Source organism: Spirochaetota bacterium, from assembly GCA_017999915.1.
Lineage (GTDB): Bacteria > Spirochaetota > UBA4802 > UBA4802 > UBA5550 > RBG-16-49-21.
The window spans coordinates 107,918-122,789 of sequence record JAGNKX010000001.1 but is presented as its reverse complement, the minus strand read 5'-3'; the positions used below and the strand labels follow the sequence as shown (position 1 = coordinate 122,789).

The window sequence follows — 14,872 nt, the reverse complement described above, 5'->3', positions numbered from 1 at the left end:
CCCTGCGACACCCTTCCTCCGGGTTTGCGCCGGGTCATATCAGTCGAATGGTGCCGAGCTGCCCGCAGTCAGTTATTACTATTATAACGGATTCAGGTGCCGCATTTCCCGGGTACATCCCATGCCGGCGTCGCGTCTTCGCGAGACGAGGCCTGGTCGACCCGGCGAGGCGATGGATGCGGATCGCGCATCCTGCATCAGATTTCGTCATGCAAGGAGTCCATCATGATTATTATTTTGCGGATATTATTTATCGTATTATCAATGCTCTTTTCCTCGCTCTATTTTGTCGATAAGGCCTTTTATATCATCATGGCCGCTGCGGCGGTGGCCGGCGTCGTTTCGCTTCTCGTGCTCATCCTCGTGGAATACGTGCTCCATACCTTTTCGGCGCGGATGTTCGCCGCCGCGATCATCGGCCTGATCGTCGGCTTCACCCTGGGGCATCTCCTGAACCTCGCCTACGGGGCGCTGCACATCACGGCCCTCGACGAGTATTCGCACATCATCACGCCCCTCATCTATCACCTGACGGGCTTTTTCGTGATGATGTACTTCGTGATCAATTTCGACGAGATATCCTTCCTGGACAAGATCGTGTCCTCCGACGAGGAGAACTCGGACGAAAAGATCGCCTACAAGATCCTCGATACCAGCGTCATCATCGACGGACGGATCGCCGACATCTGCGACACCGGCTTCATCGAGGGCATCCTGGTGATCCCCAACTTCGTCCTGAACGAGCTCCAGATGATCGCCGACTCGGCGGACTCGATCAAGAGGAACCGCGGCCGGCGCGGCCTGGACATACTGAACAAGATGCAGAAGGACCAGTCGATCATGGTGAAGATCACGGACATGGATTTCGCGGACATCAACGAGGTGGACGCGAAGCTCGTGAAGCTGGCCAAGATCATGAACGCCAAGGTCATCACCAACGACTTCAACCTGAACAAGGTGGCCGAGTTCCACGGGGTTCCGGTCCTGAACATCAACCAGCTCTCCAATTCCCTGAAGCCAGTGGTGCTTCCCGGCGAGGAGATGCGGGTCGCGCTCATCAAGGAGGGGAAGGACCAGAACCAGGCCATCGGCTACCTCGACGACGGCACCATGGTCGTTGTCGAGAACGGACGGAAGCGGCTGAACGACGAGGTCGATGTAACGGTCACTTCGGTGCTGCAGACGACGGCGGGGCGGATGATTTTCACCAGGCTGAAAGAATACTGAAAGCGACGGGGCGCCGCCCATGCGATTGATCAACGAGATCACGGTCATCATAAAGAAGAAGAGCTTTCCCAGCTTCGTTGACGAGCTCTACAAGCGGGAATGCGACCTCCTCGAGCTCCAGCACATCGAGGAGTCGGACGACGGCTACCTCTACAGCCTCCGCATCGCCTCAGACAGTCTGAAGCGGTTCGAGGAGTTCATCACCATCATAAGCAGCGCCGGCGACAAGTACCGCTTCATATCGGTCAGGAACGTGATCGAGGAGAGGATCGTGGGCGGCCTTCTCTCGGTCTCCGGGAAGATGCCCGTTGAGAACGTCACCGATTTCAACACCTCGGTGCTGGGCGCCGCCGACCTGATGCAGGAGAAGATCAAGGGCGAGGACGGACGGCGCTACACCAGCATCGTGCGGAACGTCGGCCTGATTTCAGGCATCAAGGCGACCGACGAAGGCTCCCGGGTGCATCTCCTCCATGAATTTGTCGGCGCCGAACGGGATGCCGTGATCATCAACAGGTTCGCGGGCCTGAACGGGTTTCCCCTGGCGGTGCGCTTCGAGCACCCGGAAGACGTGATCCAGGTGCTGAAGAAAATCGAGCAGAACTATTCCGCCCTCCGCGTCACCCGCATTGACGAGGCCTCGATCATGCTCTACGACATGCTCTTTTCGGACATCACCGTGCCGGTGATTTCCCTGGAGCATGACGACATCCCGCTGTTCCTGCTGGCTCTCATCATAAAGGTCATGATGAAGTACCGCATCAAGGCCGAGGAAACGACCGTCGGCTTCATCGGCATCGACCTGAGCGCGGTGCGCCTGGCCCGGGTGCTGGACAAGATCGGCTTCCGGAGGATCCTCGGGTTCGACAATAGCGAAAAGGCGATGCTGGCCCTGGAGAACCAGGGGGGGCTGGCGACCACCGCGGAGAATATCTTCGGCAACGCCGACGTCACCGTGCTGCTCAAAAACAACTTCACCATCGAGGAATACCGGAAGATCCGGCCCGGCCAGTTCGTCATCTCCTTCATGGAGGATGAGGAACCGGATATGGACGAGATATCGGGCAAGGGCGTGCGCGAATTCGTGCGAAAAAACATTGCCGATCTGGCCGCGCTGTTTCCCGGCGTGCTGCGCGGCATCATCGACGGGAACATCAGGAGCATCAACGACGCGAAGCTTGTGGAGTACGCGAAAAAGCTTGTGGTCCTCCTCTCCGACTCCTTCGAGTTTCCCCATCTCTTCAGCGATATCCATGAAAAAGTTTATAAAATTGTCTCTCAAGACAAATCCAAGTCTTGACCCGGAGGCGGGTCGGCGTACTATAAAAGGGAGGGGGTGTCAGCGCGGACACAACATCGAGCGGGCAGGATGCCCGCCTGCCGCCACTCGACAGGATGTCGAGAAAAAGGTGGCCCTTTCGATCCCACCCCCCGCGCCGCCTCAATGCCGGCGGGGGCTATGGCTTGATGTTGTTTATAACTTTCAGTTCTATCGGCTCTTGAATGCTTTCGGTGAATGTTCGTTTTAAGGCGATGTCTATAAGAGTCTCGCTCCTTTCGCTCCGGAAGCCCCATCCTGGGGCATCCTCGCGACGCCGGTCCTCGTGCCCGGCGACTCGTTATAGATGTTACTATGAATACCTGCAGTATTAAGGCTACGGGTTTACAATTTTCTTTTACTAACAATATCTAGGCAATCAAAACATCCGCCCGAAGGGCGGATTCTGATAGGCGATTGTTGTCTGAAGCCGCACCGAACGAAGCGCAGCGAAGTGAATGCGGCTGAGTTAATCGCCTAGCCCCTCGCGGCGCCTGAGCGAGCGGGGTGATGAAGAGCGCGAGAGGAAGAGGGATGCCACCCTCTTCCTCTCGCAAAAATCCTCGCCCCGGTCCGGGGCAATAAACAATGATTACTCGGTAATAATAATCCACCGCAGGTTGCTGTAGTTGAAGAGACGGTACGCGGCGCTTCCGCCGGTGGAGCGGGAGAAGCGGCGCACGGCGAGGTCGCTGCACGGCGATGAAAGGTCGATCCTGTCAAAATCAACATAGGCGGTGTGAATTTTATTCCGGTCCCCGGCGACCTCGTAAGTCCCCGTGGACCCGACAATGACCGACTTTTCTCCGACCAGCTTTTGCACCTTCTCCATGTCGATCAGGAGGATGAAGGTCCCCGCCAGAGTCCCCGGCGCGTTTACCTCGGATGAGATCGCTATATAATAGCCGTCCCAGTAGAATGGAGCCGAGGCGACACTGGCGATAAACGGCTTAATATCGCGGTTCACGTAGCAGGAGCGGAGGGCGGTGCGGCCCAGGCTGGTCCTGACGTTCTTGGCGAAGATCCCGTTGTTTTCCATGGTATACACAACGGTCCCTTCCTTATTTATAAGGATGAAGTCGGAATATACCCCTGCGGTGACAGCCTTGATCATCGAGGTGATGCTGTCTCGTTCAAGGAGATAGTACTTGTCGCCGCCGTTGTCCATGAGCTGGAGGTGAGTAAGCATCTTGACCAGGTCCCGTTCTATGATGACTTTTTTCGCTTTTTCCAGGTCGGATTCGCACAGCTCAAAGAGGCTCTTCAATGGAGAAACACCGGCAGGCCCGGGCGACTGCACGGTCCCGCAGGAGGCGCCTAATAATAAAATGAAGATGATGGATAATGGTTTTTTCATTGGCATCATGGGATCAATATCTCTGTCATTAATTTTCGGCTTGAAAGGATCGGATTATAAGTAATTAATGGATGCATACGTTATTATGGCATCCTAGAAAAACAAAATTTGTCCCGTAACCTTCATATATTTTCATATGAAAAGGGACCTGTGGGCGTTTTTCAATGTAAAAATAAGGATTATTCAAGTGCTCCGAACCATGATAAAAATGAATTTACAAAAAGGCCTTTGCGGCATGGTGCTGATTTCCTTTCTTGTGCTGAATGCCGCGGTCATTATGGCGCTGCCGGGTTCTCATGCAAAAGATCCGGAGGTGAAGAGCGTTGCCGACGATGCGGAAGAAAAAACGAACGGTGCCGAACCGCAAAAGAACGATAAAAAGCCTGACGATCCATTGACCAATGAACCGGCGCGGCAAGATAAAACTTCCGAAGATGCCGATCAACGACCCGTGAAAAATAAAATCGCCAAGAGGAGCCCTGCCTTCTTCGATCCGACAAGCAGGGAGTATGTCGCTCTTTTCGCGGGCTACGGCGGTTATTTTCCCGTGGCCGATTACGGAAGTGCATACAAACCCGGCCACCTGGTTTCCTTCACCGCCGGCGTGTATTATATTAATTTATTTGGCCTCTCTCCGGAAGTTCATTGCCGGTACGCTGCAATGGATTACAAGGATGACCCGATGCGGTACCGTGCGAGGCTTTCCCAGGTGCAGGTATATCCGGCGATAGTTTACCGGTATCCATTCAAGCTTCCCCGCAACACCCTTACCGTGTACGGCCGCATCTGGGACGGACTTTCCCGGATTTATTACACGTCCCGGGACCCGTATCTTCCCATTTTCAAAAGGAACATCATCGAGAACCTCAATGTCTTCGGGGTTTCCGCCGGCTGTTACTACGATGCGTGGAAGGGCTTCCTGGTGGGAATCGACCTGAGCTACAGCATTGTCTCAACGGCCCGTAAGCCGCTGCAGTCATTGTCTCTTTCGGTTATTGCGGGGTGGCGGGTATTGTAGCAAGGCCTTAATCCTTGCATCGATCAATCCGCCTTCTCCAGGGGAGTGTATTTCTCCAGGAAGGTCTTGCTCGACTTGCCGAAGAGGATGGTGAGCTTCACGTTGTCGCCGGAGCCCTCGATGCTGAGGACCCGGCCGATGCCGTACTTCGGATGGAGCACGCTGTCCCTGATCCTGAACTTCGAATCGCTTCGTCCGGCCGCGGAGTCCTCCGCTGCCGGCTCTTCAGCCGCTTCGTCGCCGGTGCCGTCATCGGCGTCAAAGTGGGATTCGGCGTAGGTCTTCTTCACGCCGTAGGGATTGCGGAAGGAAGCGCCGTTCTGGTAGCTGCTGGAATAGAATTCCTGCATATTGAGGAGGTCGGGGGGTATCTCGAAGATGAACCGCGACGGCTCCTTGTGGAATATCTCGTGGAAGGTCCGCCGCAGCTCGGCGCAGGTGATGTAGACGCGCTCCATGGCCCGGGTGATCCCCACGTAGCAGAGGCGCCGCTCCTCCTCGATCCCCTCCTCGGTGTCCGATGAAAGGCGGTGGGGGAAGATGTCCTCCTCCATCCCCGTGAGGAACACCACCGGGTACTCGAGGCCCTTGGCGTTGTGCACGGTCATCAGGGTGACCATGGCGGTCCTGCTGTCGGGGTCTTCCTCCGGGTTTTCCTCGGACGTGTACAGGGAGATGTCCTGCAAGAACTGGTCGAGGGTCGCCTCGGGGTACACCTGCTCGTAATCGTAGATGCTGTTCACGAGCTCGCTTATGTTCTCCAGGCGGGAGCGGCTCTCCATCGAGTCATCCTCCTCGAGGGTCTTGACATAGCCGGAGAGCTCCAGGACCTGGCTCACGAAATCGGACAGCTTGGTCCGCGGTATCTCCCGGGCCGATTCCTGGCATTTCAGCATGAGGCTTCTGAAGTCGACAAGCCCCTTGGGGAGCTTCTCGCCGAGCCGGTTATCCCGAATCACGTTCCATTCCGGCTCGCCGTCCCGTGCGGCGTGGTCGCGGATCTTGTCGATGGTCACCCTGCCGATGCCCCGGGCCGGGGTGTTGATGATGCGGAGCATGGATATCAGGTCGAGGGGGTTCACGATGAATTTCAGGTAGGCAAGGATGTCCTTGATCTCCTTGCGTTCGTAGAACTTCATGCCTCCCACGACGCGGTAGGGAATGTTCTCTTTTCTGAGGCGATCTTCGAACACGCGGGACTGGGCGTTGGTGCGGTAGAAGATGGCGAAGTCGCCGCTGGAAAGGTTTTCCCGGTGCTTCAGCGACATGATGGTGTTCACCACGTATTCCGCCTCGCCGTACTCGTTGTTTGTCTTGCACCACACCACCGCTTCTCCCTCGCCCTTGTGCGCGTTCAGGTTCTTCTCCTTCCGGTTCACGTTGTTCCTGATCACCGATGCCGCAGCGGAGAGTATCGGCTGTCGCGACCGGTAGTTTTTGTCAAGGGTGACGACGGCGGCGCCCAGGTAATCCTTTTCGAAGTTCAGGATGTTGCGGATATCGGCGCCGCGCCACGAGTAGATCGACTGGTCGTCGTCGCCGACGACGCAGATGTTCCTGCTCGCCGAGGCCAGGTGCTTGGCGATCAGGTACTGGGCGTAGTTGGTGTCCTGGTATTCGTCGACCATGAAGTACGACCACTGGCGCTGGAGACGCCCGAGGGCATCGGCGTCCGAGCGGAGGAGCTGCACGGTCTTGATAAGGAGATCGTTGAAGTCAAGGGCGTTGTTCTTGGCCATCAGCCGGTGGTACTCGTCATAGATCTCCTGGAAATCATAGAAATGCGTTTTCTGCGCCAGGAGACCGGGGTCGGCGCCGTCGATCAGCTCGGCCTTGTCCTTCACCTCAGATATTTTTGACACGATCGACTCGGGCCGGATCTTTTTCGGGTCCAGTCGCATCTGGAGAAGGATCTCCTTCACCAGCGTCGCCTGGTCGGACGTGTCGTAAATGGAAAATGAAGACGGGATGCCGATCCGCTCCCCGTAGCGCCGCAGGATGTACACGGATGCGGCGTGAAAGGTCTTGATGAACACGCTGGCCCCCTGGGGGCCGATGAGCCTGATGATGCGGTTCTTCATCTCCTCCGTTGCCTTGTTGGTGAAGGTGACGGCGAATATGGCGGTGGGGGGAACACGCTTTTCTCCCACCAGGTAGGCGATCCGGTGGGTTATGACCCTGGTCTTGCCGGAGCCGGCACCGGCAAGAATAAGGAGGGGGCCTTCGGTATGCAAAACGGCTTTTTTCTGGTTTTCGTTAAGGTTTTCGAGAATGGACATTGCGGTTCCTTTATGAATTTAAAGCAGATTCTTCTTTTGCCGGTATTGTGGCAAGAAGAAAAACGACGCTGACTTAAATTTTACTCTCCACGGTCATCGCGAGGAGTCCCTCGACAGGCTCGGGATAAATTCCACGACGAAGCGATCTCGACCATGCTCAAAGCAATGGATCATGAGATAGCGGTTTTTTACCTGAATAATGACAGGATTGTTCGCTTCCCTCGCACTGACGAACCAGGTAAAACTATTCAATGCCGCCAGGGACGGTGCGGCCGTTTTAAATTTTACGAACAGCCCTTAAATTAATAAAAAAAACCTTTTACTGTTTGACAGGGAAAGCGTACAAATCAAAGCTATGACCATAGCAACACGGACTCGCCGTGTCCGCTTTCCAGGCATCCCGTGAATGTCAGGAGGAACATGAACCCGTGGCTGAAACGATTTTATTGGTCGATGACTCCCGTGTCGATACCGCGTTATTAACGAAACTCCTTGAAGATTATACCTTCCTGAGCGCCTCCTGCGGCGAGGAGATGTGGCATGTCCTGAAGCGCGAAACCCCGTCGATCATCCTCCTGGACGTGGTCATGCCGGGGGAGGACGGATTCCAGATCGCAAAGAAATTGTCGAGCATCGAAAAATTCGCCGATATTCCCATCATTTTTATCACATCGAAGGACACGGGCAAGGACGTGGAACGGGGCTTTGAATCCGGCGGCGTTGACTATATCAAAAAGCCGTTCAACGAGATAGAGCTGCGCGCCCGGATCCGCTCGGCCCTCATCAAAAAGAAGCAGGAGCATGAGCTCCGCGAACAGACCATCACCGATCCCCTGACCGGGGTCCATAACCGGCGCTATTTCTTCGAATACCTCGACAAGATCGTGGAGCACGGCCGGCGTAACACGCGGAAATGCTTTTCCATAGCCCTGATCGATATCGATCATTTCAAGAATATCAATGACACCCTGGGGCATCAGGCGGGGGACTTCGTCCTGAGACAGCTCGCCGATTATCTGAAAAAGAGCGTCAGGCCCTATGACCTGGTGGCCCGGTACGGCGGCGAGGAATTCATAATCCTCTTCAAGGACTGCAACAAGAAGGAATCCTTCGAAGTGTTGCAGAGGATCAAGGACTCCATCGACCGGGAGCAATATACCTTCGAGAATGCCCAGATCCATGTCACCTTCAGCGGAGGCATCGCCGATAACCGCGAGCTTGACCAGGGGGCGGCTGCCGCGGAAGAGCTGGTCAAGATCGCCGACGGACGCATGTACGCGGCCAAGAATGCGGGCCGGAACAGGATTGTCATCGAGCCGGAGAAGGCCCTGTAAAAAAAGCTTGCAATCTATAGGGCCATAGTTGATAGTGGTTCAGTTAAGATGATGTTGGGTATTGTGATGAGCGATTGACAGGAGAGTGGGCCACCCACTCTCTTTTACTATGGATATACAGTCGTGCAGATCAAAGAACGAATGTTGGAGCTTATCGAGGATACCGCCGGCGCCCTGGGCTACCTGATTTACGAATCCTCAATCCTTTATAAAGGAGAGAATTCCCAGATTCATGTTAAGATTGACAGCCTCGCCGGGATATCGCACCTCGATTGCGAGAAATTCTCACGGGAGCTGTCAGCGCGGCTGGACGCCGAGGAAGACCTGCCGAACTACTCCCTGGAAGTATCATCGCCGGGCCTCAACAGGCTGCTGCGCAACAGCTCCGAGTTCAGGCGGTTTCCCGGTGCCCCGGTGAAGGTCATTTATGAAGATGATGGCGGCCGCCGGGTCGTCAAGGGCACCATCGGTGATATGACCGATGCGACCGTGGCGGTTTCCCATGAAAAGGGAACAACGGAAATTCCATTCGATGTGATTATCAGCGCTAATCTTGATTATTAAAAAGGTGCAGGAGCCATGAGCAAGAATTTTTTTGAGGCATTACACGAAATAGCGACCGACAAGGGAATCCCCCGGGAATATATCGAGCAGATCGTGGAATCCGCGATGCTGTCCGCGTTCAAGAAGCAGTACGGCATGATCGACAACGTGCGGGTCGTTTTCGACCGGGACAAGAACAGCGTGAAGGTCGTGTCCAAGAAAATGGTCGTCAAGACGGTCCGGAACAGGGCCGAGGAGATATCGGCCGGCGAGGCCTCCCGGATCGCCCCGAACGCCCAGCTGGGGGACGACATCGAGGTCGAGGAGGATCCCCTTGAATCGTTTGGAAGGATCGCTGCCCAGACCGCGAAGCAGGTCATCATCCAGAAGATAAAGGAAGCTGAGAAGAACATCATATACGGCGAATTCGTCGACAAGGAGGGAGAGCTCATCAACGGCTTTCTCCAGCGCAAGACCAAGGACGCCATCTACATCGACCTGGGCCGCACCGAGGGAATACTCCCGGCCCGCGAGCAGAACCCCCTTGAGCACTACAAGGTGGGCGACCGGGTGAAGGCGCTCATTCTCGCCGTGCAGAAGAACTCCAAGGGACCGAGCATCATCCTGTCCCGCACGCACCCCACCTTCATCGAGAAGCTCTTCGAAATGGAGATTCCGGAAATATATGACGGCGTTGTCCGCATCGTCAAGGTCGTGCGCGAGCCGGGAATGCGCACCAAGGTGGCCGTCACGAGCGAGCGCGATGATGTCGATTCCGTCGGCGCCTGCGTCGGCATGAAGGGCATCCGCATCCAGTCGATCGTGCGGGAGCTCGAGGGCGAGAAGATCGATGTCGTGGAATGGTTCGAGGACCGGAAGATCATGGCGGGCAACGCCCTGACCCCGGCGAAGGTCCATGAAATCGTCGAGAAATCCGATGGCGGCGTCATAGCCGTTATCGACAACGACCAGAAGCACCTGGCCCTGGGCAAGGCGGGCCACAACGTGCGCCTGGCGTCGAAGCTCTGCGGCTTCGACATTGACATCAAGACCGAGGATTCGTACCGCGACTTCCTCTCCTCGAGCGAGTCGCGCGCCATCGTGGAGCAGCTCTTCTCGAAGGTCAACGAGGACGAAACGCCGCTGTCAGAGCTGCCCGGCCTCGAGACGAGGACCATCAAGCTCCTGGAGAACGGCGGGGTCTTCTCCGTCGAGGATCTCGTGGAAAAATCGCTGGAAGAGCTCATGGCCATCGACGGCATCGGCGAGAAAACCGCCAAAAAAATACTTGAGATAATCGCCGAAAGCGTTGATTTCGATGAATCAGAGGAAGGAGAATCAGAGAAAGCATCAGAGGAGGACCCGGGCACGGAGAAAAGTTCTGAAGAAGGCACGGAAACATCAGAGGGGACAAAGGGGACCGACGGGCAGGAAAAACCGAAAGAGGAAGAATAGGCTCCGGCACGGTTCGGCCCTGGTGGTGCGCTGAGGAGCGCAGGCGGGATTTCGATACCCCGTAATCTATAATGCGAAGGATGACAAACTGATACATGAAAGCCATTGAAATAGCCAGAAGAAATCATATCTCGTGGGAAGATATGATGGAAGTGTGCCGGGAACTGGAAATCGCCTGCGAAACCGAAGAATCTGATCTTCAGGAAAAAAATATATTTCTCATCGAGAAAAAGATCGAGGCCATCAAAAAACGGAAGGCCCAGCAGATCGAGGACAGCAAAAAGGGAAAGAAAATCAAGCTGAAGCGGAAGGTGCAGGTCCCCAAAGAGGGGAAGGAAGGCGCCGAAGCCGTGGAAGAGCCTGTAAAAAAGGAAGAGCCCGGGAAACCTGAGCGTGAAGAGGCCCCGACGACGGCAGAACGCCGTTCCCCTGCCGGAGCGCGTCCGGCAGGTCAGAGAAGAGAGGGAGAAAGGCCGCCGCGAAGGGAAGGCGGTCCGGGGCGTCCTCAGGGCGGTCCGGGGCGTCCCCAGGGCGGTCCGGGGCGTCCCCAAGGCGGTCCGGGGCGTCCCCAGGGCGGTCCGGGGCGTCCCCAGGGCGGTCCGGGACGTCCTGCGCGGCAGGCGGGGCCGGGCGCGACAGGGGCTACGGGAGGCGATAAACCGACGTCAGCCATAGGCGACAGCAAAGATAAGAAGCGAAAGAAAACCAAGGAAAAAGATAAACGAAAATATAAGAAGGAACAGGAAGAAAAGGAGATCACCCTCCGGAAGAAGACCGCCGAAGAACGGCGGCGCGAGGCCCAGGCCCCCGGGGAGATCCATATAACCGAAAATATATCGGTCGGCGAGCTGGCCAAGAAGCTGAACATCAAGGCGGCGGACGTCATCGCCAAGCTGATGCACCTGGGCGTCATGGCCACCATCAACCAGGTCATCGATGCGGAGACGGCCGAGATCCTCGCGTCGGAATACGGCACTAACGTGAAGGTGGTATCCCTCTACGACGAGACCGTCATCAAGCATGTCGAGGACGATCGTCCTGAAGACAACGTCACGCGCCCGCCGGTCGTCACGGTCATGGGCCACGTCGATCACGGCAAGACAAAGCTCCTGGACGCCATCAGAAAAACCAATATCATCGACCAGGAATTCGGCGGTATAACCCAGCACATCGGCGCCTACAGCGTCAAGATAGGCGAGAAGAAGATAACATTCCTCGACACGCCGGGCCACGAGGCCTTCACCACCATGCGGGCCCGCGGCGCAAAGATAACGGATATTGTCGTGCTCGTCGTGGCTGCGAACGACGGCGTCATGCCCCAGACCATCGAGGCGATCAACCACGCCAAGGACGCCGGGGTCCCCATCATCGTGGCTATAAACAAGGTGGACCTCCCGGAGGCCAACCCGGACAAGGTCAAGCACGAGCTCGCGAAGTACGACCTGGTGCAGGAGTCCTGGGGCGGCCATACCCTCTTCGCGGAGATCAGCGCCAAGTTCGTCAAGAATATCGACGCCCTGCTGGAGCTCATCCTCATCCAGGCCGAGATGCTGGAGCTGAAGGCGAACTCGAAGCTCCTCGCGCGGGGCACGGTCATAGAATCGAAGCTGGACATGGGCCGCGGCGCCGTGTCCACGGTCCTCATACAGAACGGCTCGCTTCATGTGGGCGATCCCTTTGTCATCGGCGTTTTTTCCGGGAAGGTGCGCGCCATGTTCGACGACCTGGGCAAGCCCATCGAGGTGGCGGGTCCGGCGACCCCGGTAGAGGTCCTTGGCATATCGGGCGTGCCCTCCGCCGGGGACCCCTTCGAGGGAGTCGAATCGGACAAGACGGCCAAGCAGATATCGCAGAAGCGCCTCGAGTACAAGCGGGCCGAATCGGCAAAGAAGGTCAAGAAAGTCACCCTGGAGTCCCTGAACGAGATGATCCGCGAGGGCGAGGTGCAGGAGCTTCGCATCATCGTCAAGGCCGACGTCGACGGCTCCAGCCAGGCGCTGAAAGAGTCGCTGGAGAAGCTCTCCATCGGCGAGGTGCGGGTCAAGGTTATCCACACCGGTACCGGCGGCATCAATGAATCGGACGTCATGCTTGCGTCCGCGTCGAACGCGGTCATCATCGGGTACCACGTGCGGCCCACCGGCAAGGTTTCGGAAATCGCCGAGCGCGAGAACGTGTCGATCAAGTTCTTCAACGTCATCTTCGAGGTCACCGACTCCATCAAAGCCGCCATGGAGGGGATGCTCTCCCCGGAGATACGGGAAGAGGTCACCGGTTCCGGCGACGTGAAGCAGGTGTTCAAGATATCCAAGGTCGGGACCATCGCCGGCGCCATGCTGAACACGGGAAAGATCGAGCGGAGCAGCAAGATGCGGCTCCTGCGGGACGGCGTTGTCGTTTTCGACGGCGCCCTGAAGTCCCTGAAGCGCTTCAAGGACGACGTGTCCGAGGTTGCCGCTGGACAGGAGTTCGGCTTCGGTCTCGACAATTTCAACGATGTGAAGGAAGGGGACAGCTTCGAGGTGTACAGGCTGGTTGAAATAGCCAAGACGATATGACGCCAATGGCAGTGTGTCAATATAACAAGAAACTGGTACTATATATTCCTACAAAAAATTTGTAGCACACAGGTCCCCTCACCCTCCAGCCAGAAACGAGGTACCCTCATCCCCCGGCCCCTTCTCCCATTGAACACGGAAGAAAGGAGAAGGGGAGATCGTCCGAGGCAATTATAAAGAAACCCCTCTCCTTTTTATCAAGCTAAATGGGAGAAGGCGCGCGGAGCGCGAGTGAGGGCATCAAACAGCACAGGCACAACCATGAGTTACAGAAGAGAAAAGATTGAGGAGCAGATACACAGGATCGTATCCGATTTGCTCATCCGTGAGATAAAGGACCCCCGGATCGGCTTTGCCACCGTGACCGGCGTCGAGCTCGCCAAGGATTATTCCACGGCGAAGATCGGCATTTCGGTCCTGGGGGACCCCCGGGCCATGCGCAAAACCCTGGAGGGCCTTAAGTCGGCGACGCCCTATGTCCAGCACAAGGTCGGCAAGAGCCTCGGCATCAGGGTCACCCCTAAGATATCATTCTTCCTTGATTCGTCCCTGGTCGAAGGAGTGAACATGGTCGATCTCCTGAACAAGCTGGAAGAGAAGGAGATGAAAGATGAAGACGGGCGGGAGCCCGGCGAGGGAGACGGCGGTGCGTCTGACGATGAGTAAAGGGGCGGAGGACCAACGGGGCGTTGCCGGCCGCCATGACCTGAGCGACGATATACTCCTCATCGACAAGCCCGAGGGGATCACCTCCTATGACACCATAAGCCGGGTGCAGCGCATCACCGGCGCGGAAAGGACCGGGCACGCGGGAACCCTGGACCGTTTCGCGTCGGGGCTCCTGATCGTGTGCAACGGCCGGTCAACGAAGTTGGCCCGGTACCTCCTCGAGGACGACAAGAGTTATACCGGCACGGTGAGGCTCGGCGTGAGCACCGATACGGATGACTGCGAGGGGGCCGTCACCTCCGAGCGGCCCTTCGGGGCCGTGACCCGCGGCGATATTGAGTCCTGCGCGGCGCGTCTCACCGGAGAGCTCCTCCAGCAGCCGCCCCTCTATTCGGCATTGAAGGTTAACGGCCGCCGGGCGTCGGACCGGGCGCACAGTGGCGAGAAGGTCGATCTCCGGCCGCGGACGATACGGGTCCATGACTTCGAGATCCTTGACACGGTCCTCGAAGAGGGGCGTTTCACCTTCCGCGTCCGCTGCACCAAGGGGACCTATGTCCGTTCCCTGGCGCGGGACCTGGGCGAGATGCTCGGCACCGGCGCGCACCTGGCCCGGCTGCGGCGGACCGGGGCTGGCGTTTTCACCATAGAGAACGCCGTCACCATCCCGGAGCTCGAATCATACCTGAGGGGCGAGGGTCCTGAGCGTCCCTTCCATATGCGCCCCGCCGAGGCCCTGGAGCCCTACGGGAAAATCGTCGCCGATGCCTCGGCCCGCCGGCGGATCCTGAACGGGTCGTTATTTCCCAGGGAAGGGGCCCTTGTTATCGACGATAAGGGAGGAAAAACCTTCATTATTATTGATGAAAGTGAAAATCTTATTGCAATTGCCGATGTGGATATCCAAAAATGGCATATTAAATATTTGAATGTATTTAATTCCTGAATAGGGACATAATAAATTCGTTATTAAGCGTTAATGATAGATACATGCCCCCGCCGCCTTCGGCGTCGGGGGCATGTATGTTGATTATTAAACTTGAAAACAAGTCTAATAATGATCCCCTTCCAAGACGGAAGGGATTAGGGGAGAGCGTACTATCACGCACTTGCC

The 14,872-nt window shown here is 56.7% G+C and carries 11 protein-coding genes; 9 read left to right on the top strand and 2 right to left on the bottom strand.

Annotated features, from left to right (window positions below):
- Positions 1-225: 225 nt before the first annotated feature.
- Positions 226-1,227 (top strand): TRAM domain-containing protein, encoded by a 1,002-nt coding sequence (locus KA369_00460; GenBank protein MBP7734418.1) that lies wholly within the window; start codon positions 226-228, stop codon positions 1,225-1,227.
- 19 nt (positions 1,228-1,246) lie between these two features.
- Complete coding sequence (locus KA369_00455; protein MBP7734417.1) at positions 1,247-2,527, top strand: hypothetical protein; 1,281 nt, start codon at positions 1,247-1,249, stop codon at positions 2,525-2,527.
- 610 nt (positions 2,528-3,137) lie between these two features.
- On the opposite strand, the gene KA369_00450 is transcribed toward KA369_00455, so the two are convergent.
- Positions 3,138-3,902: a hypothetical protein gene (locus KA369_00450; GenBank protein MBP7734416.1), complete on the bottom strand. Its 765-nt coding sequence runs from the start codon at positions 3,900-3,902 to the stop codon at positions 3,138-3,140.
- A 208-nt stretch (positions 3,903-4,110) separates the two neighbouring features.
- Between KA369_00450 and KA369_00445 the strand changes: the two genes are divergently transcribed.
- Positions 4,111-4,920 carry a hypothetical protein gene (locus KA369_00445; protein MBP7734415.1) on the top strand — a complete coding sequence of 270 codons (810 nt, stop codon included), beginning with the start codon at positions 4,111-4,113 and terminating at the stop codon, positions 4,918-4,920.
- Positions 4,921-4,943: 23 nt separating this feature from the next.
- Here KA369_00445 and KA369_00440 read toward each other — a convergent pair whose 3' ends face one another.
- Positions 4,944-7,199 (bottom strand): UvrD-helicase domain-containing protein, encoded by a 2,256-nt coding sequence (locus tag KA369_00440; protein ID MBP7734414.1) that lies wholly within the window; start codon positions 7,197-7,199, stop codon positions 4,944-4,946.
- A gap of 428 nt (positions 7,200-7,627) precedes the next feature.
- On the opposite strand from KA369_00440, the gene KA369_00435 reads away from it, so the two are divergent.
- The 6 genes from KA369_00435 (at position 7,628) to truB (ending at position 14,704) form a co-directional block, all read left to right on the top strand.
- Positions 7,628-8,533 carry a diguanylate cyclase gene (locus tag KA369_00435; GenBank protein ID MBP7734413.1) on the top strand — a complete coding sequence of 302 codons (906 nt, stop codon included), beginning with the start codon at positions 7,628-7,630 and terminating at the stop codon, positions 8,531-8,533.
- Between the two features lie 123 nt (positions 8,534-8,656).
- A complete protein-coding gene (locus KA369_00430; GenBank protein MBP7734412.1) occupies positions 8,657-9,097 on the top strand; it encodes a ribosome maturation factor RimP in 441 nt (146 codons plus the stop codon).
- 15 nt (positions 9,098-9,112) lie between these two features.
- The gene (gene nusA, locus KA369_00425; protein MBP7734411.1) at positions 9,113-10,531 is read left to right on the top strand and encodes a transcription termination/antitermination protein NusA; all 1,419 of its coding nucleotides are present in this window, start codon (positions 9,113-9,115) and stop codon (positions 10,529-10,531) included.
- Positions 10,532-10,626: 95 nt separating this feature from the next.
- Complete coding sequence (infB, locus tag KA369_00420; GenBank protein ID MBP7734410.1) at positions 10,627-13,089, top strand: translation initiation factor IF-2; 2,463 nt, start codon at positions 10,627-10,629, stop codon at positions 13,087-13,089.
- A 261-nt stretch (positions 13,090-13,350) separates the two neighbouring features.
- A complete protein-coding gene (rbfA, locus tag KA369_00415) occupies positions 13,351-13,755 on the top strand; it encodes a 30S ribosome-binding factor RbfA (protein MBP7734409.1) in 405 nt (134 codons plus the stop codon).
- Complete coding sequence (gene truB / locus KA369_00410; GenBank protein MBP7734408.1) at positions 13,700-14,704, top strand: tRNA pseudouridine(55) synthase TruB; 1,005 nt, start codon at positions 13,700-13,702, stop codon at positions 14,702-14,704. Before rbfA ends, truB begins: the two co-directional genes overlap by 56 nt.
- Positions 14,705-14,872 lie beyond the last annotated feature (168 nt).